The following is a 21,185-nucleotide window of genomic DNA, read 5'->3' on the forward strand; positions in this document are numbered from 1 at the left end:
CTGAAGCCTGAAGCCTGAAGCCTGAAGCCTGAAGCCTGAAGCCTGAAGCCTGAAGCCTGAAGCCTGAAGCCTGAAGCCTGAATTATGAAAAGACCGCAGATCATCGACCGCTCGCATGACGAGCACTTCATGCGCCTGGCGCTGGCGCAGGCGCGCCTGGGCGCTGAGCAGGGTGAAGTGCCGGTCGGTGCCGTACTGGTGCAGGATGGTGAAGTGGTGGGCGAGGGTTTCAATTGCCCGATTCTGCGTCACGACCCAAGCGCTCATGCCGAAATGGTGGCGATCCGCGCGGCGGCGCAAGGCGTGCAGAACTATCGGCTGCCCGGTAGCACGCTGTACGTCACCCTGGAGCCTTGCAGCATGTGCGCCGGCCTGATCGTGCATGCCCGTATCGCTCGGGTGGTATTCGCCGCCAGTGAGCCGCGCGCTGGCGTGGCGATCAGCCAGGGGCAGTTCTTCGACCAGGGCTTTCTCAATCACCGCGTGCTGGTGGAGGGCGGGTTGCTGGCCGAGGAGAGCGGGGCGCTGTTAAAAGATTTCTTCAAGGCTCGGCGTGGCTGAGCGTCCTGACAAGGAGCGATCATGAACAAAGGGATGCTGGGCCTGCTCATGCTGTTGGGCTCGCCGCTTGCCGCAGCGCAGCCTGAGGTGTACCTGGTCGCCAGCGTGCAGTTGGGCGGCTCGAATCTGGCGCAGAGCATTTTTCTGCACGAGCCTCAGATCACCACGCTGGAGGAGTGCCAGGAGGCCGTACGTATCGGTCAGCGTGATCGCGACTGGCAGCGCTATCACCACATCTTCATGCGTGATCGCTTTCAGGGCTTTACCGGCCATCTGGACTACCGCTGCGTATTCGCCACTCAGCGTTTCAGCGGCTGGAACGACCGCGCACGCTACAACCATCCCTACCTGATCAGTGTCGATGCGCAGTCCAATCTGCAGGTCGAGCGGATGCAGAGTCAGGCGCAGTGCGCGACGCGCTTGAAAGGGCTGCCGCCGGCGCGCCAGGCGATCAGCCGCTGCGCGGCGGGTAATCAGAACCTGTTGTAGCGCGTTACAGCGGCGGGGTTTCTTCTTCGGGTTTGCGCTTGTCGATGCCGGGCAGGTGGATACCGCTCTCGGCCACTTGCGTGCCTTCCAGCTGCGGTTGGGTCACCCAGGTGAGAATGTCGTAGTAGCGGCGGATGTTGCGTACGAAATGTACCGGCTCGCCGCCGCGGGCATAGCCGTAACGGGTCTTGCTGTACCACTGCTTCTGCGCCAGGCGCGGCAGGATCTTCTGCACGTCGGCCCACTTGTTCGGGTCCAGTCCTTCTGCTTCGGTCAGCTTGCGCGCGTCTTCCAGATGACCGCCGCCGACGTTGTAGGCGGCCAGGGCGAACCAGGTGCGGTCCGGCTCGGCGATGCTTTCCGGCAGTTGCTGGTGAATCTGGATGAAATAACGCGCCCCGCCCTCGATGCTCTGCTTGGGATCCAGCCGGTTGGACACGCCGACCGACTGAGCGGTGCGCTGGGTCAGCATCATCAGGCCGCGCACGCCGGTCTTGGAGGTGGCGTTGGGCTGCCACAATGATTCCTGATAACCCATGGCTGCCAGCAGGCGCCAGTCCACCTGGTGGGTATGGCCGGCCTGGCGGAACATTTTCTCGTAACGCGGCAGGCGCTGCTGCAGGTGCTGGGCGAAGGTGTAGGCGCCGACGTAGCCAAGCACGTCGACATGGCCGTAGTAGCGTTCCTTGAGGCGCTGCAGGGTACCGTTGGCCTCGGAGCGCTCGAGGAAGGCGTCGATTTCTACCAGTAGGCTGTCGTCGTCACCGGCAGCCACCGCCCAGCGCATGGTATTGGTGTCGCCCAGGTCGAAGGCGACCCGCACGTTGGGAAAGTACACCTGGTTCATCGCCAGTTCGTTGGAGTCCACCAGGGTCAGATCGATCTGCCCTTCGTCGACCATGCGCAGCAGGTCGACCACCTCGACGGCGTCGGAGACTTCGAACTCCAGTTCCGGCTGTTCCAGCTTGAGGGCTTCCAGCTGTTCGGCGTGGCTGCTGCCTGCCAGTACGAGAATGCGTTTGCCGACCAGATCTTCAGGCTTGGTCGGGCGGGTTTCGCCCTGGCGATAGATGATCTGAGGCGTGACCTCCAGATAGGGAATCGAGAAGCGCGCCTGACGTTGGCGCTGTGGCGTGTCAACCAGGCCGGCTGCAGCCATGACCGGGCCATTGACGCGTCCCAGGCTGGCAAACAGATTGTCGAGGTTGTCCGCGGTTTCGATCTTCAGTTCCAGACCCAGATCGGTAGCGAAGCGCTTGGCCAGTTCGTATTCGAATCCGGTGGCGCCGTTGCGGTCCTGGAAGTAGGTGGCGGGGCTGTTACGAGTGACCACGCGCAGCTCACCCTCCGCCTTTGCCTGCTCGAGAACGCTGGGTTTGGCTTCTTCGCCACAGCCAGCAAGCATCAGGAGGGTTCCAATCGCCAACAGCCTTGTGGCGCAACGCATGCGTATCGCAGGTCGTGCAAACATCGGCGCAGTATACGCAAAGCGCAGGCAGCGCCATATCTCGACAGCGCTTCGCTTCTCTGCTAGCGCGCGTTCGTCCTTTAAGCGCCTGGCTACAGGTGCCGCAGGCCGCCACTTTAGGATAGAATGCCCGGCCTCCAGCACACCCCTTCCCAGAGGCTGTTCCGACGATGTTGATCCTGCGCGGCGCTCCCGCCCTTTCCGCTTTCCGCCATGGCAAATTGCTTGAGCAACTGACCAGCAAGGTGCCGGCCGTGACCGGGCTGTACGCCGAGTTCGCGCATTTTGCCGACGTGACGGGCGTGCTCAGCGCCGATGAGGAACAAGTGCTGGCGCGACTGCTCAAGTACGGCCCGAGCGTGCCGGTGCAGGAGCCCAGCGGCAAACTGTTTCTGACCATTCCGCGTTTCGGCACCATTTCGCCCTGGTCGAGCAAGGCCAGCGACATCGCGCGCAACTGCGGTCTGGCCAAGATTCAGCGCCTGGAGCGCGGCATCGCCTATTACGTCGGCGGCGAGCTGAGCGAGGCTGACAGCGCTGCCGTCGCCGCCCTGCTGCATGACCGCATGACCCAGCTGGTGCTGAGCAACCTTGAAGATGCCGCAGCCCTGTTCAGCCATGCCCAGCCCAAGCCGCTGACCGCCGTGGACGTACTTGGCGGTGGTCGCGCCGCGCTGGAACAGGCCAACCAGGATCTGGGCCTGGCCCTGGCCGAGGACGAAATCGATTACCTGGTCAAGAGCTTCAACGACCTGGGGCGCAATCCGCACGACATCGAACTGATGATGTTCGCCCAGGCCAACTCCGAACACTGCCGCCACAAGATCTTCAATGCCAGCTGGGACATCGATGGCGAGAGCCAGGACAAGTCGCTGTTCGGCATGATCAAGAACACCTACCAGATGCACAGCGAAGGCGTGCTGTCCGCTTACAAGGACAACGCTTCGGTTATTGTCGGCAACACCGCCGGGCGCTTCTTCCCCAATCCTGAAACCCGCCAGTACGGCGCGGTGCAGGAGCCGGTGCATATCCTGATGAAGGTGGAGACGCACAACCACCCGACCGCCATCGCACCGTTCCCGGGCGCCTCCACCGGCTCCGGCGGCGAGATTCGTGACGAAGGCGCGACCGGGCGTGGCGCCAAGCCCAAGGCCGGCCTGACCGGTTTCTCGGTTTCCAACCTGCGCATCCCCGACTTCCTCCAGCCCTGGGAAAAGCCCTACGGCAAGCCGGAGCGCATCGTCAGCGCCCTGGACATCATGATCGAAGGCCCGCTGGGCGGCGCCGCGTTCAACAACGAATTCGGTCGCCCCGCGCTCAACGGCTATTTCCGCACCTTCGAGCAGGCCGTCAGCAGCCCGCGCGGTGAAGAAGTGCGCGGCTACCACAAGCCGATCATGCTTGCCGGTGGTCTGGGCAACATCCGCGAAGACCACGTGCAGAAGGGCGAGATCTCGGTCGGGGCCAAGCTGATCGTGCTCGGTGGCCCGGCCATGCTCATCGGTCTGGGTGGCGGCGCCGCTTCCTCGATGGCCACCGGTGCCAGCTCGGCCGACCTGGACTTCGCCTCGGTGCAGCGCGAGAACCCGGAAATGGAACGTCGCTGCCAGGAGGTCATCGACCGCTGCTGGCAGCTGGGCGAAGCCAACCCGATCAAGTTCATCCACGACGTCGGTGCCGGCGGTATCTCCAACGCCCTGCCGGAGCTGATCAACGACGGCGGCCGTGGCGGTCGCTTCGAACTGCGCAAGGTGCCCAACGACGAGCCGGGCATGGCCCCGCACGAGATCTGGTGCAACGAGTCGCAGGAGCGCTACGTGCTGTCGGTCGATGCAGCCGACTTCGAGCGCTTCCAGGCCATCTGCGAACGCGAGCGCTGCCCCTTCGCCGTGGTCGGCGAGGCCACTGCCGAGCCGCACCTGACCGTCACCGACAGTCACTTCAATAACACCCCGGTGGACATGCCGCTGGAAGTGCTGCTGGGCAAACCGCCGCGCATGCACCGCAGCGTGGCTCGCGAGGCGGAGCAGGGCGATGACTTCAACGCCGCCAGCGTCGACATCGAAGAAGCGCTGGGCCGCGTGCTGCGTCACCCGGCCGTGGCCAGCAAGAGCTTTTTGATCACCATCGGCGACCGCAGCATCACCGGCCTGGTGGCGCGCGACCAGATGGTCGGCCCCTGGCAGGTGCCGGTGGCCGACTGCGCCGTTACCGCCACCAGCTTCGACGTCTATACCGGCGAAGCCATGGCCATGGGCGAGCGCACGCCGTTGGCGCTGCTGGATGCGCCTGCGTCGGGCCGTATGGCCGTCGGCGAGACCATCACCAACCTGGCCGCGGCGCGTATCGGCAAGCTGTCCGACATCAAGCTGTCGGCCAACTGGATGGCCGCTGCCGGCCATCCGGGCGAAGACGCCCGCCTGTACGACACCGTCAAGGCCGTGGGCATGGAGCTGTGCCCGCAGCTGGGCATCACCATCCCGGTGGGCAAGGACTCCATGTCCATGAAGACCCGCTGGCAGGAAGAGGGTGTCGACAAGAGCGTGACCGCGCCGCTGTCGCTGGTCATCTCCGGCTTCGCCCCGGTGCAGGACATCCGTCAGACCCTGACCCCGCAACTGCGCATGGACAAGGGCGAGACCGATCTGATCCTGATCGACCTCGGCCGCGGCCAGAACCGCATGGGTGCCTCGATCCTGGCGCAGGTCTACGCGCAGATCGGCCAGCAGGTGCCGGACCTCGACGACGCCGAAGACCTCAAGGCCTTCTTCGCCGTGATCCAGGGCCTCAACGCCGACGGCCACCTGCTGGCCTACCACGACCGTTCCGATGGCGGTCTGCTGACCACCGTGCTGGAAATGGCCTTTGCCGGCCACTGCGGTCTGGCGCTGAACCTCGACGCGCTGGCTGATGACGCCTCCGAGCTGCCGGCCGTGCTGTTCAACGAGGAGCTGGGCGTGGTGATCCAGGTGCGCCAGGACGCCACCCCGGAAGTGCTGGCGCAATTCAGCGCCGCCGGTCTGGACGACTGCGTCGCCGTGATCGGCCAGGCCGTGAACAACGGCGAGGTCAGCATCAGCTTCAATGGCGAGCCGGTGTTCGCCGGCGAGCGTCGCCTGCTGCAGCGCCAGTGGGCCGAGACCAGCTACCGCATCCAGCGCCTGCGCGACAACGCCCAGGGCGCCGACCAGGAGTTCGACCAGCTGCTGGAGGAGGACAACCCCGGCCTGTCGGTCAAGCTCGGCTTCGACGTCAACCAGGACATCGCCGCGCCCTACATCAAGAAGGGCGTGCGTCCGCAGGTGGCGATCCTGCGTGAGCAGGGCGTCAACGGCCAGGTGGAAATGGCCGCCGCGTTCGACCGCGCCGGTTTCGCCGCCATCGACGTGCATATGAGCGACATCCTGGCTGGCCGCGTTAGCCTGGAAGAATTCAAGGGCCTGGTGGCCTGCGGCGGCTTCTCCTACGGCGACGTGCTGGGCGCCGGCGAGGGCTGGGCCAAGTCGATTCTGTTCAACGCCCGTGCCCGCGACGGCTTCCAGGCCTTCTTCGAGCGCAAGGACAGCTTCGCCCTCGGTGTGTGCAACGGCTGCCAGATGATGAGCAACCTGCACGAGCTGATTCCGGGCACCGAGTTCTGGCCGCACTTCGTACGCAACCGCTCCGAGCAGTTCGAAGCGCGCGTGGCCATGGTACAGGTCCAGGAATCGGCGTCGATCTTCCTGCAGGGCATGGCCGGCTCGCGCATGCCGATCGCCATCGCCCACGGTGAAGGTCATGCCGAGTTCGAAAGCGAGGAGGCGCTGCTGGAGGCCGATCTGTCCGGCACCGTGGCCCTGCGCTACGTCGATAACCACGGCAAGGTCACCGAAGCCTACCCGGCCAACCCCAACGGGTCGCCGCGCGGGATCACCGGTCTGACCAGCCGCGACGGCCGCGTGACCATCATGATGCCGCACCCGGAGCGGGTGTTCCGTGCCGTGCAGAACTCCTGGCGTCCGGAAGACTGGCAGGAAGACGGCGGCTGGATGCGCATGTTCCGCAACGCCCGCGTGTGGGTGGACTAAAAGCGGCCGCGCAGCGGCCTTCTGATGACCCTCTCCCATTTATGGGAGAGGGTGCCCGAAGGGCGGGAGAGGGAAAGCGGCCGCGCTCCGATCCAGCTTGAGCTTGTGAGTATTAGCGTCGGGGCTGGAGATGGCGTTATGGCCAACATCAAACCCTCTCCCCAGCCCTCTCCCATAGATGGGAGAGGGAGTCGATCGTGGAATAGTCCGTAGCCCGGATACAATCCGGGAAACTGCAGTCACGCCTCTCCCCGGATTCCATCCGGGCTACATGGGCCCAACGATGGCCGATGATCCTCTACACATCGTCCCCGAAGTTCGCCTGGTCAGACCCGATGAGACTCACCACCTGTGCGGCTGTGGTCACTCCCCTGACATGCCCAACTGCCCACCCGAGTGCGCCCAAACCCTGATCCTGCGCCCAAAGCGCGAGCAGCGTCTGCTGCTGTGCCGCTGTGGCCGTTCTGCAAGTCTGCCTTACTGCGATGGCAGCCATAATCCGCCAGCGCCGGGCGTGGCCGACAAGTGGCGACGTTTTTTCGGCGGTAGCTGAGAACGCAGTGCCTCAGGCCGGGGTCGAAACTGCGTGTCGCTGGGCGCAGCGTGTGGATTTGTGCGGGCGATCTCAAGACAATTAAGTGGCGTAATGACATCATATTGGCGTCATGGCTTGTCTGTTGTTCGGTTGCCCATTTTGCGGAGAACTTGATGTACAAACTGTGTTTCTACGTGCCGGAAGCCCATCTGGAACCGGTGAAGAAGGCGGTGTTCGCCGCCGGCGGCGGGCGCATCGGGCACTACGACAGCTGCTGTTGGCAGGTCCTCGGGCATGGTCAGTTCCGTGCTCTGGAAGGTAGCCAGCCGTTCATAGGGCAGGTTGGCAGCGTCGAGCAGGTTGCCGAATGGAAGGTGGAAATGGTCGTCGCCGACGAGCTGATCCACGACGCAGTCAAGGCGCTGAAGAAGACCCATCCTTACGAAACGCCGGCTTTCGACGTCTGGCGGTTGTCCGATCTGCAGTTCTGAATCGCTTCAGATAAGGCCTTCAACGCGGTCTTTGTAGGAGCCCCGCCCCGGGGCGAAGCAGTTCGGTGCTGCGCCGCCCGGTTCGCGGCGGGGCGCCGCTCCTACAGGTTGAATGCTTGGGTTCAGGGTCTGATTTCGATCAGCGTTCCATCCTTGACCAGGCTCCATACCTCGCGCATGTCGTCGTTCTTCATGGCGATGCAGCCCTCGGTCCAATCGAGGGTATGGAAGAACCACTCCGGGTATTCCTCGTCCAGCGGCGTGCCGTGGATCATGATCATGCTGCCCGGTGGTACGCCGGCTTCCTTGGCGCGAGCCAGGTCGCGGGCGTTGGGGTAGGAGATGTGCAGCGACAGCTGGTATTTGTCGCTCGGCTTGCGCCAGTCGATCCAGTAGAAGCCTTCCGGCGTGCGCAGGTCGCCTTCGCGCTGCTTGGCGCCATCGGGCTGCTTGCCGAGGGAGATGCGGTAGGACTTGATGGTTTCGCCGCGCTGCTGCAGGTGCAGTTTGCGTTCGGACTTGAGCACCAGCACCTTGTCCACGGTGCGGCTGCTTGGCGCTGGCGTGGCGCTGGCCAGGGCGTTGAAGCTGAGGGTCAGGCAAAGCAGGGGCAACAGCCAGCGCATCGGGATCGTCCGCAAGGGTCAACGGGGTGTGTAGTGTGCACGCAGCGCTTCGAGTGGCTCATTGCGTACCGGGAAGGCATTCTGCCGACGGTCGGCGAAGAAGCATTCTAAGGTACGGCCTATGGTCGGGAAAGCCAGTTCCGACCAGGGAATCTGCGATTCCTCGAACAGGCGTACTTCCAGGCTCTCTTCGCCGACGGCGAAGTCCAGGTCGACCAGTTCGGCGCGAAACATCATGTACACCTGGCTGATGTGCGGCAGGTCGAACAGCGTATAGAGGCTCAGGTCACGCACCCGCGCGCAGGCTTCTTCGAGAGTTTCACGCGCTGCGGCCTGTTCGATGGTCTCGCCGTTTTCCATGAAGCCGGCCGGCAATGTCCAGTAGCCGCGGCGCGGCTCGATGGCGCGGCGGCACAGCAGCACCTGGTCGCGCCATACGGGCAGGCAGCCGGCAACGATACGCGGGTTTTCATAATGCACGGTGGCGCAGTGACCGCAAACATGGCGCATGCGGTTGTCGCCGGCCGGGATCATGCGGGTGACGGGGTTGCCGCACTGATTGCAGAATTTCATGCCCGCTCCTCTTGGTTCTGACGCTATCTTGGCGGTCCGTATGACGGTCGGCAAGCCTGCCACTGTGGCCGGTTAGTGCTGTCGCCGGGGTTGGGCGGCCGCCTGCTTTCATGCCATGATGCCAGGCAAAACAAGACTCCGAGTATGCCCATGCTGGACGAGTTGCTCCATCGCGTGCGCGGCTACAGCCCGCGCCCTCTGGAGACCGAGCGCAGCTTCCCCGAGGCGGCGGTGCTGGTCCCGATTACCCGCAGTGATGAACCTGAGCTGGTGCTGACCCTGCGCGCCAGCGGTTTGTCGACTCACGGTGGCGAGGTCGCCTTCCCCGGAGGCCGGCGTGATCCGGAAGACCGCGATCTGGTGGATACCGCACTGCGCGAGGCTGAAGAGGAGATCGGCCTGCCGCCGGGGCTGGTCGAGGTGGTCGGGCCGCTCAGCAGCCTGGTGTCACGCCACGGCATCCAGGTCACGCCTTATGTCGGAGTGGTGCCGGATTACGTCGAGTACAAGGCCAACGATGCCGAGATCGCCGCGGTGTTCTCGGTGCCGCTGGAGTTCTTCCGCAGCGACCCACGCGAGATAACCCACCGTATCGATTACCTCGGGCGCAGTTGGTACGTGCCGTCCTACACCTATGGCGAGTTCCGCATCTGGGGGCTCACGGCGATCATGGTGGTGGAACTGGTCAACCTGATCTTCGACGACGCGCAGATCGCCCTGCACCAGCCGCCCGAACACTTCATACACCTGCGCTGATAGCGCCGAGGACTGACGAGCATGAAATACCGTCTGGGAAGCTCCCGTGTCGATGCCCATCCCGATAGCTGGGTCGCGCCAAGTGCCGACCTCATCGGCAAGGTCCGCCTGGAGGCCGGTGCCAGCGTCTGGTTCGGCGCCGTGCTGCGCGGCGACAACGAACTGATCCATATCGGTGAGAACAGCAACGTTCAGGACGGCAGCGTCATGCACACCGACATGGGCTTTGCGCTGACCCTGGGCAAGGGCGTCACCGTCGGTCACAACGTGATGATGCACGGTTGCACGGTGGACGATTACAGCCTGATCGGCATCAACGCGGTGATCCTCAACGGCGCCAAGATCGGCAAGTACTGCATCATCGGCGCCAATAGCCTGATTCCCGAAGGCAAGGTGATCCCCGATGGTAGCCTGGTCATGGGCAGCCCGGGCAAGGTGGTGCGCGAACTGACCGAGCAGCAGAAGAAGATGCTCGAAGCCAGTGCCGCCCACTACGTTCATAATGCGCAACGCTATGCCCGAGAGCTGGTTGTTGACGATGAATGACGAGAAACCCGTGCGCTCGCCCTGCGTACATGTCTGTGCGCTGGACGAGCAGGACATCTGCATCGGTTGTCAGCGCACGGCTGACGAAATCACCCGCTGGAGCCGCATGGACAATGCCGAGCGTCGCGAGGTGCTGCAACTTTGCCTGGAGCGCGCCCGCGCCTGCGGCCTGCTACTGACGCCTTCCTGATTCACTGTTCGAGGAAACCCTCATGCCCCGTATTGGAACCCCTCTGTCGCCCTCTGCGACCCGCGTACTGCTGTGTGGCTGCGGCGAGCTCGGCAAGGAAGTGGTGATCGAGCTGCAGCGCCTGGGCTGCGAAGTCATCGGCGTGGATCGCTACGCCAATGCCCCTGCCATGCAGGTGGCGCACCGCAGTCACGTGATCGACATGCTCGACGGCGCGGCCCTGCGCGCAGTGATCGAGAAGGAGCAGCCGCACTACATCGTTCCTGAGATCGAGGCCATCGCCACCGCTACCCTGGTCGAGCTGGAGGCCGAAGGTTTCAACGTGGTGCCGACCGCGCGCGCCGCGCAACTGACCATGAACCGCGAAGGCATTCGTCGCCTGGCGGCCGAGACGCTCGGTCTGCCCACCTCGCCGTACCACTTCTCCGATACCTTCGAGGACTACGCCGCCGCGGTGAAGTCCGTCGGCTACCCCTGCGTGGTCAAACCGATCATGAGCTCCTCCGGCAAGGGCCAGAGCGTGCTCAAGAGCGATGCCGATCTGCAGCGCGCCTGGGATTACGCCCAGGAAGGCGGTCGTGCCGGCAAGGGGCGGGTGATCGTTGAGGGCTTCATCGATTTCGATTACGAAATTACCCTGCTGACCGTGCGTCACGCGGGTGGCACCAGCTTCTGCGCGCCGATCGGCCATCGTCAGGAGAACGGCGACTATCAGGAGTCCTGGCAGCCGCAGCCGATGAGCCCGAAGGCGCTGGCCGAGTCCGAACGCGTCGCCCTGGCAGTGACCGAGGCGCTGGGCGGGCGGGGTCTGTTCGGTGTCGAACTGTTCGTCAAGGGCGATCAGGTGTGGTTCAGCGAAGTCTCACCGCGCCCGCATGACACCGGTCTGGTGACGCTGATCTCCCAGGAGCTTTCCGAGTTCGCCCTGCATGCGCGCGCCATTCTCGGCCTGCCGATTCCCGTGATTCGCCAGATGGGGCCGTCGGCGTCGGCGGTAATTCTGGTTGAAGGCAATTCGCAGCAGGCCAGTTTCGCCAACCTCGGTGCTGCGCTGAGCGAGGAAGACACCGCGTTGCGTCTGTTCGGCAAGCCCGAAGTCAAAGGCCAGCGGCGCATGGGCGTGGCGCTGGCACGTGACGAGTCCATCGAAGCGGCGCGCGCCAAGGCGCTGCGCAGCGCGCAAGCGGTTCGCGTCCAGCTGTGAGCCGGCATGCGCTGTGGTGGCTGGCGACCTTGCCGCTGCTGCCATTGGCGCTGCCTCTGGCGGTGCACACCCGGCGCACCGCGTTGCGTCTGCCGGTTGCGCAGGGCGAGCCTGCCGGCGTTGCCGGAACGGGCTTGCCAGGTGAGCCATTGCGCCTGCTGCTGATCGGTGAATCCACCGTGGCAGGTGTCGGTGTCACGACTTTCGATCAGTCCCTGGCGAGTTGCCTGGCCGCTGCCCTGGCCGAGCGTGTGGGGCGGCCGGTGCGTTGGCGTGCCTGTGGCGAAAACGGCATCACCGCAGCTCAGGCGCAGGAGCGTCTGTTGCCGCTGGGGCTGGCGGAGCCTGCCGATCTGGCGCTGCTGGTATTCGGCGTCAATGACACCACGCACCTTACGGCGAGCAGACGCTGGCTGCAGGCACTTGCTGCCATGGCCGATGCGCTGGCAGCGCGAAGTTGTCGCGTGGCGTTCAGCGCGGTACCGCCGTTGCAGCATTTCAGCGCCTTGCCCTGGCTGTTGCGGCAGTTGATGGGCTGGCGTGCCAGCCTGCTGGATCGCGAGCTGCAGAGCCTGGCGCAACACCTGGGTGCGCTGCATTGCGCGCTGGACCTGCCGTTCGAGGCGCACTACCTGGCCGAGGATGGCTATCACCCGTCGGCCCTGGGTTACAGGCAGTGGGCGGCGGGTCTTGCCGATCGCCTCACTCCGTCTCTGCAGCGTCCGGTTTGATCTTTTCCACCTGCCAGACGCGCACGCTCTTTACCCGATTTTCCGCGGCCTGGAGGATCTCCAGGCGATAGGGCCCGATCTTCAGGCAGACGCTGCTGTCAGGGATGGTTTCCAGCGCTTCGGTGATCAGGCCGTTGAGGGTCTTGGGCCCGTCGCTGGGCAGGTGCCAGCCGAGGGTCTTGTTCACTTCGCGAATGTAGGCGGCGCCATCGATCACCAGCGTGCCGTCTTCCTGGGGGTGGATGTCGGGGCTGCGCAGGCTGTCCTGATTGCTGAAATCGCCGACGATCTCTTCGAGAATGTCTTCCAGAGTGACGATACCGATCACGTCGCCGTACTCGTCGACGACGATGCCGATGCGCCGCTTCTGCTTCTGGAAGTTGATCAGCTGGGTCGCCAGTGGGGTGTTTTCCGGAATGAAATAGGGTTCGTTGCAGGCCGCCAGCAGTGCGTCCCTGGTCAACTGGTTATGCGTCAGCAGGCGCGCGATCTGGCGCATGTGCACCACGCCCTCGATCTGGTTGATGTCGCCGCGAAACACCGGCAGGCGCGTATGTGGCGTGCTGCGTAACTGGCCGACTATGACTTCCAGGTCGTCGTCGAGGTTGATGCCGGCCACCTCGTTGCGCGGGATCATGATGTCGTCGACCGTGACCCGCTCCAGGTCGAGGATGCCGAGTAGCATGCTCTGGCGGTTCAGCGGCAGCTCCGAGCCGGACTCGCGCACCACGCTGCGCAGCTCTTCGGTGGACAGGCTGTCGCTGGCGCGCTGCGCCGGGTCGACACCGATCAGGCGCAACAGCCCGTTGCTGATCGCACCGGTCAGCCAGACCACGGGGTAGAGCATGCGCTGCAGCAGGCTCAGCACGCGGCTGGCGGGGAATGCCACCAGCTCCGGGCGCAAGGCCGCCAGAGTCTTGGGCGTGATTTCGCCGAAGATCAGCACGATGATGGTCAGGCCGGCGGTGGCGATGGCGATGCCGGCTTCGCCCCACATGTCCACGGCCAGTACGGTGGCGATGGAGGCGGCGAGAATGTTGACCACATTGTTGCCGACCAGGATGGTGCCGAGCAGGCGGTCCGGGCGGTCGAGCAGGCGGGTCACGCGTTTGGCGCCGCTGTGTCCTTCCTTGGCCAGATGCTTGAGCCGGTAGCGGTTGAGGCTGAGCATGCCGGTCTCGGAGCTGGAGAAGAACGCCGAGCACAGAATGAGAAAAATCAGCAGGCCGAGCAGGTAGCTCGAATGAAGGTCGTCCACGACGTCTGCCTCAGATGTGCAGGATGAATTCGCGCACCAGCTTGCTGCCGAAGTAGGCCAGCATCAGCAGGCAGAACCCGGCGAGGGTCCAGCGAATGGCCTTGTGACCGCGCCAGCCGAGCTGGTGGCGGCCCCACAGCAGCACCGCGAATACCACCCAGGCAAAGCACGACAGGATGGTCTTGTGCACCAGGTGCTGGGCGAACAGATCATCGATGTACAGCGCGCCGGACAGCAACGACAGCGACAGCAGCACCCAGCCGGCGAAGAGGAAGCCGAACAGCAGGCTTTCCATGGTCTGCAGCGGTGGGAAATTGCGGATCAGTCCGGACGGATGCTTGTGCTTGAGCTGGTAGTCCTGCAACAGCAACAGCACCGACTGGAACACGGCGATGGTCAGCATGCCGTAGGCCAATACCGAGAGCAGGATATGGGCGAGGATGCCGGGGTGTTCGTCGATCGGGTTGATCGTACCGCTGGGCATGAACTCGGCTGCCAGGACCGTCAGCGTGCCGAGCGGAAACAGCAACAGCAGCAGATTCTCCACCGGTATGCGCGCGCAGGCCAGCAGGATCAGGCCGATCACCGCACAGGCAATCAGGCTGGCGGCATTGAAGAAGTCCAGGTTGAGGCCGTGTACGTCGTACAGCTGGAAGAACAGGCTGACGACATGCAGGCACAGGGCGAACACGCCCAGCGACGCCAGCAGGCGTTTGTCGGGAATGCTGCGCTGCGTCAGGCGCAGACCTTGGTAAGCGGCGGCGCCGGCATAAAGGAGGGCGGCGGCGAGGCTGGGCAACAGAGGGTGCATAAATCCGTGTAAGGCGAGCCCGAAAGGCGCTGAGTGTGGCACAGAAGGGCGTCAGCACGAAAGACTACCGGCGGTGTCGGCAGCTCGGTGACTCCGCTATAATCCGCCGCCTGTCGTACACCCGGCGCGCCGGGTCGCACCTATCAAAGGAACGCGCATGTTCGAAAATCTTACCGATCGCCTGTCCCAGACGCTGCGTAACGTCACGGGCAAGGCCAAGCTCACCGAAGACAACATCAAGGATACGCTGCGCGAAGTGCGCATGGCCCTGCTCGAGGCCGACGTGGCCCTGCCGGTGGTCAAGGACTTCGTCGGCAAGGTCAAGGAACGTGCCGTCGGCACTGAAGTGTCCAAGAGCCTGACGCCGGGCCAGGCGTTCGTGAAGATCGTTCGCGCCGAGCTGGAAGAGCTGATGGGCGCGGCCAACGAGGACCTGGCGCTCAATGCTGCGCCGCCTGCCGTGGTGCTGATGGCCGGCCTGCAAGGCGCGGGCAAGACCACCACCGCCGGCAAGCTGGCCAAGTTCCTCAAGGAGCGCAAGAAGAAGTCGGTGCTGCTGGTGTCCGCCGACGTCTATCGCCCGGCGGCGATCAAGCAGCTGGAAACTCTGGCCGGTGACCTGGGTGTCACCTTCTTCCCCTCCGATGCCAGCCAGAAGCCCGTGGATATCGCCAATGCGGCGATCCGCGAGGCCAAGCTGAAGTTCATCGACGTGGTCATCCTCGATACCGCCGGTCGCCTGGCCGTGGATGCCGAGATGATGGCCGAGATCCAGGCCCTGCATGCGGCGGTCAAACCGGTCGAAACCCTGTTCGTGGTCGACGCCATGACCGGTCAGGACGCCGCCAACACCGCCAAGGCGTTCAGCGACGCGCTGCCGCTGACCGGTGTGGTGCTGACCAAGGTCGACGGCGATGCCCGTGGCGGTGCCGCGCTGTCGGTGCGTCATACCACCGGCAAGCCGATCAAGTTCATCGGTATGGGCGAGAAGAGCGATGCGCTCGAGCCCTTCCATCCGGATCGTATCGCCTCGCGCATCCTCGGCATGGGCGACGTGCTCAGCCTGATCGAGCAGGCCGAGCAGACCCTGGATCGCGAAAAGGCCGAGAAGCTCACCAAGAAACTGAAGAAGGGCAAGGGCTTCGACCTCGAAGACTTCCGCGACCAGCTGCAGCAGATGAAGAACATGGGCGGGCTCGGCGGCCTGATGGACAAGCTGCCGTCCATCGGTGGCGTCAACCTGTCGCAGATGGGCAACGCTCAGGGCGCGGCCGAAAAGCAGTTCAAGCAGATGGAAGCGATCATCAACTCGATGACCCCGGCCGAGCGTCGCGATCCGGACATCATCAGCGGCTCGCGCAAACGCCGCATTGCGCTGGGCTCCGGCACTCAGGTGCAGGACATCGGGCGTCTGATCAAGCAGCACAAGCAGATGCAGAAGATGATGAAGAAATTCACCGCCAAGGGCGGCATGGCCAAGATGATGCGCGGCATGGGTGGAATGCTCCCCGGCGGCGGCGGAATGCCGAAATTCTGAAGGCCTGCGCCCCGGTCGATGGCCGCGCGGAAAAAGAGATTTGCAAACCGCCGCATAATCCTTAAAATATGCGGCCTTTCGGGCCTAGGCCCATTTTTGATGTGTGCCTCAAGTTAGCACCGACTACAGGAACGATGTTCTCATGGTAACTATTCGTCTCGCTCGCGGCGGCTCCAAAAAGCGCCCCTTCTACCACCTGACCGTGACCAACAGCCGCAATGCGCGCGACGGTCGCTTCGTAGAGCGTATCGGTTTCTTCAACCCGATCGCCTCGGGTGCTGAAGTCAAGCTGTCCGTAAACCAAGAGCGCGCTAACTACTGGCTCGGCCAGGGCGCTCAGCCGTCTGAGCGTGTTGCTCAGCTGCTCAAGGAAGCTGCCAAGGCTGCTGCCTAAGCATCTTCTATGAGTACGACGCCGGCCGTCGCCGAGGATCTGATCATTCTCGGCAAGATTGTTTCGGTGCACGGCGTCAGGGGTGAAGTGAAGGTGTATTCCTTTACCGATCCCATCGATAACGTGCTCGATTACCAAAACTGGACGCTCAGGCGTGACGGTGAGGTAAAGAAAGTGGAACTGGCCAGCGGCCGCCTGCAAGGCAAGGTGCTGGTAGCCAAACTGAAAGGTCTGGATGATCGCGAAATTGCGCGTACCTACGCCGGTTTCGAGATCTGCGTGCCGCGCAGCGAGCTGCCGGACCTGGAAGAGGGCGAGTTCTACTGGTACCAGTTGCAGGGCTTGAAGGTCATCGATCAGGCGGGGCAGTTGCTCGGTGTGGTCGACCATCTGTTCGAGACCGGTGCCAACGATGTGATGGTGGTCAAGGCATGCGCAGGCAGCCTGGATGATCGCGAGCGTCTGCTGCCCTACACGGACCAGTGCGTGCTCTCGATCGACCTGGCAACTGGCGAGATGCGGGTCGACTGGGATGCGGATTTCTAAGGCTCATGCGCGTAGAAGTCATCACCCTGTTCCCGGAGATGTTCGCCGCCATCGGCGAGTACGGCATCACCAGTCGTGCGGTCAGGCAGGAGCTGCTCAAGCTCAATTGCTGGAACCCGCGGGACTATACGACGGATCGCCACCATACGGTGGATGACCGCCCCTTCGGCGGTGGTCCGGGGATGGTGATGAAGATCAAGCCTCTCGAGGATGCCCTGGCCAGCGCCAGGCAGGCCGCGGGGGAGACGGCGAAGGTGATCTACCTGTCGCCGCAGGGGCGCCGCCTGAATCAGGCTGCGGTCCGCGAGCTGGCGCAGGAGGAGGCACTGATCCTGATCGCCGGTCGTTATGAAGGCATCGACGAGCGTTTCATCGAGACGCATGTCGATGAGGAATGGTCGATTGGCGACTACGTCCTGTCCGGCGGTGAGCTGCCGGCCATGGTGCTGATCGATGCGGTAACGCGCCTTTTGCCTGGTGCATTGGGTCATGCCGATTCGGCCGAGGAGGACTCCTTTACGGATGGCCTGCTCGACTGCCCGCACTACACCCGCCCGGAGGTGTATGCGGATAAACGTGTTCCCGAAGTGTTGCTTAGTGGCAACCACGAACACATCCGGCGCTGGCGTTTGCAGCAGTCCCTTGGTCGGACCTGGGAACGCCGCGCTGATCTTCTGGATAGCCGCTCGCTTTCTGGAGAAGAGAAGAAGCTGCTGGAGGAATACATCCGCCAGCGGGACGATAGTTAACGTATCGATGGCAGGCCGGGAGGCTTGTCTTAGGAGCGCAGCATGACCAACAAGATTATCCAGATGCTCGAAGCCGAGCAGATGAACAAAGAAATCCCGACTTTCGCCCCGGGCGACACCGTTGTCGTGCAAGTGAAAGTGAAGGAAGGCGACCGTCAGCGTCTGCAGGCCTTCGAAGGCGTCGTGATCGCCAAGCGTAACCGTGGCCTGAACAGTGCCTTCACCGTGCGCAAGATCTCCAGCGGTGTTGGCGTCGAGCGTACCTTCCAGACCTACTCGCCGCTGGTTGACAGCCTGAGCGTCAAGCGTCGCGGTGACGTACGCAAGGCCAAGCTGTACTACCTGCGCGACCTGTCCGGCAAAGCCGCGCGCATCAAGGAAAAGCTGTCCTAAGTTCGGACGCTTCTCTGGAAAAAGCAGCCTACGGGCTGCTTTTTTCGTTTCTGGCGTCCAGCAATCATGAGTAGCAGTGGCATGACCCCAAGAGAGCAAGAGATTCAGCGGCGTATCGCGCTGTCGGAAACGCGCGTGACCAAGGCGGTGTTTCCACCGACCACCAATCACCACAACACGCTATTCGGCGGCACGGCGCTGGCCTGGATGGACGAGGTGTCATTCATCGCCGCAACGCGCTTCTGCCGTCTGCCGCTGGTAACGGTGTCCAGCGATCGCATCGACTTCAAGCATGCGATACCGGCCGGCTCTATCGTCGAACTGATCGGGCGGGTGCAAGGTCGGCAATACCAGCCTCAAGGTGGAGGTCGAGGTCTTCGTCGAGGGGCTGTATCAGGAGGGGCGCGAGCGGGCTATCAGCGGTAGCTTCAGTTTCGTTGCCGTCGATGATCGGCAAAAGCCCGTGCCGGTGCTGCCGGGCTTCGCTCGGTGATCGCTTCAGGGGCGCAGGCTGATTTTCAGGCTGGCCTGCGACAGATCGATGTTGTGCAGGCTCAGGTTGCCGAAGCTCTGGCCGGCCGGCGCATCCTTGATGCGGAGATTGTCGAAGCTCAGGTCGCCGATGGAGCTGGGCAGGTTGACGTTGAATGAGCCGTCGTTGCTCAGCGTCGAGCGCAGCTTACCGGTGTCATAGCGCACGTCACGCAGGCTGGTTTCGGCATCCAGATTGTCGAGTGCCGGCATCACCAGCTTGGCCAGTTGCTTGATCGTGTCCAGGTCATCACCGCTTTCTGCGCGCAGCAGCAAGCCTTGCAGGGCTTCGTCCAGGCCCTGAGCGCTGACCGAGCTCATTTCGCTATCGCTGAGCGACTGCATGCCACGGGGTGTTTCGTCCTGACTGATGGTGCTTGGCGGCTGCAGCCGCTGAATGTCGGCGCCGGCCATCTGGAAAGGGGTCATCAGCGCCGCCACCAATGTGGCGGCCAGGCGCAGGGTGCTTTGTTTCTTCAGTGCCTTGCTCAGTTGCTTCTGGGTGAGCAGGCCCTGTTCTACGAGCACCTCGCCGAGGCGTTTGTGGCTGGTCAGTTGTGCCTTGATCGCCGCATCCAGTTGCGTGCTGGTAATGAGTCCCTTGTTGATCAGAATCTGGCCGAGACGCGAGTTTAGGTGTTGGGACATGAAGGTCTACCGGAGGGTGATGGCATGGTGAAATCATCGGCTCGTGATCACTGGCTGTCACCCAACCAAAGGCAGGGTTTCGCAAGGCGCCGGGTTGTGAGTCGAGACGTTTTTGCACAGCCCTTGCCCGTGCTGTTTCCTCTCTTCACATCGAGATTGGGCCGGGTGGTGTACTGGTACGTCAGTGACGGGCTGTGGAACACTTGCCGCTCGTGTTGCCGAAGGTCAATCGATGTCTACCTTGAATCATCCTCTTATCGAGCGCTTTCTCGAGGCGCTGTGGCTGGAAAAGGGGCTCTCCGCCCACACTCAGGCTGCCTATCGCAGCGATCTGGAGCACTTCAATGCCTGGCTCGATGCGCGTGGCCTGGCGCTGCAGCACATCGGTCGCGACGCCATTCTCGATCATCTGGCCTGGCGGCTTGAACAGGGTTATCAGGCGCGCTCCACTGCGCGCTTTCTCTCGGGGTTGCGCGGTTTCTACCGTTTCCTGCTGCGTGAAATGCTGATCAGCGAAGATCCGAGCTTGCAGGTCGAGTTGCCGCAGATCGGTCGGCCACTGCCCAAGTCGTTGTCCGAAGCCGATGTCGAGGCGCTGCTGCAGGCGCCGGATCTGGATGACCCCATTGGTCTGCGTGATCGCGCGATGCTCGAAGTGCTGTATGCCTGCGGTTTGCGCGTCAGCGAGCTGGTCGGTTTGACGCTGGAGCAGGTCAATCTGCGTCAGGGCGTGTTGCGGGTGTTCGGCAAGGGTAGCAAGGAGCGTCTGGTGCCGCTGGGCGAGGAGGCCATCGCCTGGATCGAGCGTTACATGCGCGAGGCGCGCCCGTTGTTGCTGGGTGGTAAACCCAGCGATGTGCTGTTCCCCAGCCTGCGCGGCGAGCAGATGACCCGGCAGACCTTCTGGCATCGCATCAAGCACCAGGCGCAGGTCGCCGGTATCAGCAAGGCGCTGTCGCCGCATACCTTGCGCCATGCCTTCGCCACGCATCTGCTCAATCATGGCGCCGACCTGCGCGTGGTGCAGATGCTGCTGGGCCACAGCGACCTGTCTACCACGCAGATCTATACCCATATCGCCCGCGCCCGCCTGCAGGAGTTGCATGCGCAGCACCACCCGCGCGGCTGATTTTTCATAAACGAAACCCCGCCACCGTTGCCGGTGTCGGGGTTCGTTCTTTCCAGTCGCTTTTCGTCCTCCTGCCGGCGAGCCGGGATCATCAGCTCTGGCTGGTGCAGGCATCGGACAGCTGTTCGTAATCGAGAACTTCCACCTCACCCGCACTGTTGCGGTAGGTCATCTTCGCCGTGACCACTTCGCATTGACCGCTGGTGGGCACGTCGATGGAGATCACCTTGGCGATATCCAGGTTCTGGCCGTAGCGGTAGGGCGTGGCTTCGGCGCTGTGGGCGAGGCTGGTGAGCGACGCGCTGAGTGCGAGGGCGGTCAGGGCGGTGGCGAACAGGGTGCGGGTTTTCATGGTGGTTCTCCTCTTGGGCCGTGCTCGGGCTATGGCCGCGAGCGCCGGCTGCTGTCTGTCAGACGATGGTCAGGGTGACGTCGATGTTGCCGCGGGTGGCGTTGGAGTACGGGCAGACGATGTGCGCGCGATCCACCAGGGTTTGTGCGGCGTCGCGCTCGAGGCCCGGCAGGCTGATGCGCAGTTCCACTTCGATGCCGAAACCGGTGGGGATGGCGCCGATGCCGACGGTGCCTTCGATGAAGGTGTCAGCCGGGATGCTCAGCTTGTCGCGGGCGGCGACGAACTTCAGGGCGCCGAGGAAGCAGGCGGAGTAGCCGGCGGCGAAGAGTTGTTCCGGGTTGGTGCCGTTGCCGCCGGCGCCACCGAGTTCTTTCGGGGTGGTCAGGGCGATGTCCAGGATGCCGTCGGAGGAAACGGCGCGGCCTTCACGGCCACCGAAGGCTTCAGCGGTTGCACGGTAGAGAACGTTTTCGATAGTCATGGTGGTGATCCTCGTCGGTAAGTGAATGATGGATTGGCTTGCTAAACGTTTGTGCGCTAACCGTTTCCATGGGAATAAATGTATTGCGATAAACATTAGTGCGCAAGATAAATGTA

General features: G+C 63.4%; 24 protein-coding genes and 1 pseudogene. 17 read left to right on the forward strand and 8 right to left on the reverse strand.

Going from position 1 to position 21,185, the window contains the following annotated elements; genetic code table 11:
* Positions 1-84: 84 nt before the first annotated feature.
* Together tadA and GYB81_RS14720 are read left to right on the forward strand one after the other, a co-directional pair.
* Positions 85-561, forward strand: coding sequence for a tRNA adenosine(34) deaminase TadA (tadA, locus tag GYB81_RS14715; RefSeq protein ID WP_161868058.1), 477 nt, complete (start codon positions 85-87; stop codon positions 559-561).
* 33 nt (positions 562-594) lie between these two features.
* Entirely contained in the window at positions 595-1,050 is a 456-nt protein-coding gene (locus GYB81_RS14720; RefSeq protein ID WP_161868059.1) for a hypothetical protein, read from the forward strand.
* 4 nt (positions 1,051-1,054) lie between these two features.
* Here the strand turns inward: GYB81_RS14720 and mltF are convergent, their stop codons facing one another.
* Positions 1,055-2,521, reverse strand: coding sequence for a membrane-bound lytic murein transglycosylase MltF (gene mltF, locus GYB81_RS14725; RefSeq protein WP_161897868.1), 1,467 nt, complete (start codon positions 2,519-2,521; stop codon positions 1,055-1,057).
* Between the two features lie 167 nt (positions 2,522-2,688).
* Between mltF and purL the strand changes: the two genes are divergently transcribed.
* From purL to GYB81_RS14740, 3 genes are all read left to right on the forward strand, one after another.
* Complete coding sequence (gene purL / locus GYB81_RS14730; protein ID WP_161897869.1) at positions 2,689-6,585, forward strand: phosphoribosylformylglycinamidine synthase; 3,897 nt, start codon at positions 2,689-2,691, stop codon at positions 6,583-6,585.
* Between the two features lie 376 nt (positions 6,586-6,961).
* Entirely contained in the window at positions 6,962-7,138 is a 177-nt protein-coding gene (locus tag GYB81_RS14735) for a CDGSH iron-sulfur domain-containing protein (protein WP_233787598.1), read from the forward strand.
* A 155-nt stretch (positions 7,139-7,293) separates the two neighbouring features.
* The gene (locus GYB81_RS14740; RefSeq protein ID WP_161867909.1) at positions 7,294-7,611 is read left to right on the forward strand and encodes a YqfO family protein; all 318 of its coding nucleotides are present in this window, start codon (positions 7,294-7,296) and stop codon (positions 7,609-7,611) included.
* Between the two features lie 122 nt (positions 7,612-7,733).
* Here the strand turns inward: GYB81_RS14740 and GYB81_RS14745 are convergent, their stop codons facing one another.
* Entirely contained in the window at positions 7,734-8,237 is a 504-nt protein-coding gene (locus tag GYB81_RS14745; RefSeq protein ID WP_161867908.1) for a L,D-transpeptidase family protein, read from the reverse strand.
* An 18-nt stretch (positions 8,238-8,255) separates the two neighbouring features.
* Positions 8,256-8,810 carry an NUDIX hydrolase gene (locus GYB81_RS14750; RefSeq protein WP_161897870.1) on the reverse strand — a complete coding sequence of 185 codons (555 nt, stop codon included), beginning with the start codon at positions 8,808-8,810 and terminating at the stop codon, positions 8,256-8,258.
* 150 nt (positions 8,811-8,960) lie between these two features.
* Here GYB81_RS14750 and GYB81_RS14755 point away from each other — a divergent pair, with 150 nt between their 5' ends.
* Genes GYB81_RS14755 through GYB81_RS14775 form a run of 5 tightly spaced genes read left to right on the forward strand, consistent with a single transcriptional unit; the run spans position 8,961 to position 12,237 of the window.
* Complete coding sequence (locus GYB81_RS14755; protein WP_161867917.1) at positions 8,961-9,566, forward strand: CoA pyrophosphatase; 606 nt, start codon at positions 8,961-8,963, stop codon at positions 9,564-9,566.
* A gap of 21 nt (positions 9,567-9,587) precedes the next feature.
* Positions 9,588-10,112: a gamma carbonic anhydrase family protein gene (locus GYB81_RS14760; protein ID WP_161867915.1), complete on the forward strand. Its 525-nt coding sequence runs from the start codon at positions 9,588-9,590 to the stop codon at positions 10,110-10,112.
* The gene (locus tag GYB81_RS14765; protein ID WP_161867916.1) at positions 10,105-10,302 is read left to right on the forward strand and encodes a DUF1289 domain-containing protein; all 198 of its coding nucleotides are present in this window, start codon (positions 10,105-10,107) and stop codon (positions 10,300-10,302) included. The genes GYB81_RS14760 and GYB81_RS14765 overlap by 8 nt, the downstream gene beginning before the upstream one ends.
* A gap of 22 nt (positions 10,303-10,324) precedes the next feature.
* A complete protein-coding gene (gene purT / locus GYB81_RS14770) occupies positions 10,325-11,506 on the forward strand; it encodes a formate-dependent phosphoribosylglycinamide formyltransferase (RefSeq protein WP_161897871.1) in 1,182 nt (393 codons plus the stop codon).
* Entirely contained in the window at positions 11,503-12,237 is a 735-nt protein-coding gene (locus tag GYB81_RS14775) for an SGNH/GDSL hydrolase family protein (protein WP_161897872.1), read from the forward strand. The genes purT and GYB81_RS14775 overlap by 4 nt, the downstream gene beginning before the upstream one ends.
* Here the strand turns inward: GYB81_RS14775 and GYB81_RS14780 are convergent.
* Both GYB81_RS14780 and GYB81_RS14785 read right to left on the reverse strand, forming a co-directional pair.
* Positions 12,209-13,495 (reverse strand): HlyC/CorC family transporter, encoded by a 1,287-nt coding sequence (locus GYB81_RS14780; RefSeq protein ID WP_161897873.1) that lies wholly within the window; start codon positions 13,493-13,495, stop codon positions 12,209-12,211. The genes GYB81_RS14775 and GYB81_RS14780 overlap by 29 nt on opposite strands.
* Before the next feature lie 10 nt (positions 13,496-13,505).
* The gene (locus tag GYB81_RS14785; protein ID WP_161897874.1) at positions 13,506-14,306 is read right to left on the reverse strand and encodes a cytochrome C assembly family protein; all 801 of its coding nucleotides are present in this window, start codon (positions 14,304-14,306) and stop codon (positions 13,506-13,508) included.
* A 157-nt stretch (positions 14,307-14,463) separates the two neighbouring features.
* On the opposite strand from GYB81_RS14785, the gene ffh reads away from it, so the two are divergent.
* The 6 genes and pseudogenes from ffh (at position 14,464) to GYB81_RS14815 (ending at position 18,418) form a co-directional block, all read left to right on the forward strand.
* The gene (ffh, locus tag GYB81_RS14790; RefSeq protein WP_161897875.1) at positions 14,464-15,843 is read left to right on the forward strand and encodes a signal recognition particle protein; all 1,380 of its coding nucleotides are present in this window, start codon (positions 14,464-14,466) and stop codon (positions 15,841-15,843) included.
* Between the two features lie 142 nt (positions 15,844-15,985).
* Positions 15,986-16,237, forward strand: coding sequence for a 30S ribosomal protein S16 (gene rpsP, locus GYB81_RS14795; RefSeq protein WP_017363869.1), 252 nt, complete (start codon positions 15,986-15,988; stop codon positions 16,235-16,237).
* A gap of 9 nt (positions 16,238-16,246) precedes the next feature.
* Positions 16,247-16,783, forward strand: a complete 537-nt coding sequence (gene rimM / locus GYB81_RS14800; protein WP_161897876.1) for a ribosome maturation factor RimM — start codon at positions 16,247-16,249, stop codon at positions 16,781-16,783.
* A gap of 5 nt (positions 16,784-16,788) precedes the next feature.
* Entirely contained in the window at positions 16,789-17,532 is a 744-nt protein-coding gene (trmD, locus tag GYB81_RS14805) for a tRNA (guanosine(37)-N1)-methyltransferase TrmD (RefSeq protein ID WP_161868072.1), read from the forward strand.
* A 42-nt stretch (positions 17,533-17,574) separates the two neighbouring features.
* Positions 17,575-17,925, forward strand: coding sequence for a 50S ribosomal protein L19 (gene rplS, locus GYB81_RS14810; RefSeq protein WP_003246155.1), 351 nt, complete (start codon positions 17,575-17,577; stop codon positions 17,923-17,925).
* A gap of 81 nt (positions 17,926-18,006) precedes the next feature.
* Positions 18,007-18,418: pseudogene (locus GYB81_RS14815) on the forward strand (acyl-CoA thioesterase).
* A gap of 5 nt (positions 18,419-18,423) precedes the next feature.
* Here the strand turns inward: GYB81_RS14815 and GYB81_RS14820 are convergent.
* The gene (locus GYB81_RS14820) at positions 18,424-19,104 is read right to left on the reverse strand and encodes a cyclic di-GMP-binding domain-containing protein, MshE-related (RefSeq protein ID WP_161897877.1); all 681 of its coding nucleotides are present in this window, start codon (positions 19,102-19,104) and stop codon (positions 18,424-18,426) included.
* Between the two features lie 232 nt (positions 19,105-19,336).
* Here GYB81_RS14820 and xerD point away from each other — a divergent pair, with 232 nt between their 5' ends.
* A complete protein-coding gene (xerD, locus tag GYB81_RS14825) occupies positions 19,337-20,233 on the forward strand; it encodes a site-specific tyrosine recombinase XerD (RefSeq protein ID WP_161897878.1) in 897 nt (298 codons plus the stop codon).
* 91 nt (positions 20,234-20,324) lie between these two features.
* Here xerD and GYB81_RS14830 read toward each other — a convergent pair whose 3' ends face one another.
* Positions 20,325-20,585, reverse strand: coding sequence for a DUF2790 domain-containing protein (locus GYB81_RS14830; RefSeq protein ID WP_161897879.1), 261 nt, complete (start codon positions 20,583-20,585; stop codon positions 20,325-20,327).
* Between the two features lie 58 nt (positions 20,586-20,643).
* Positions 20,644-21,069: an organic hydroperoxide resistance protein gene (locus GYB81_RS14835; protein ID WP_090336184.1), complete on the reverse strand. Its 426-nt coding sequence runs from the start codon at positions 21,067-21,069 to the stop codon at positions 20,644-20,646.
* Positions 21,070-21,185: the final 116 nt, after the last annotated feature.

Origin of the sequence: Pseudomonas yangonensis, from assembly GCF_009932725.1 — a bacterium.
GTDB lineage: Bacteria > Pseudomonadota > Gammaproteobacteria > Pseudomonadales > Pseudomonadaceae > Aquipseudomonas > Aquipseudomonas yangonensis.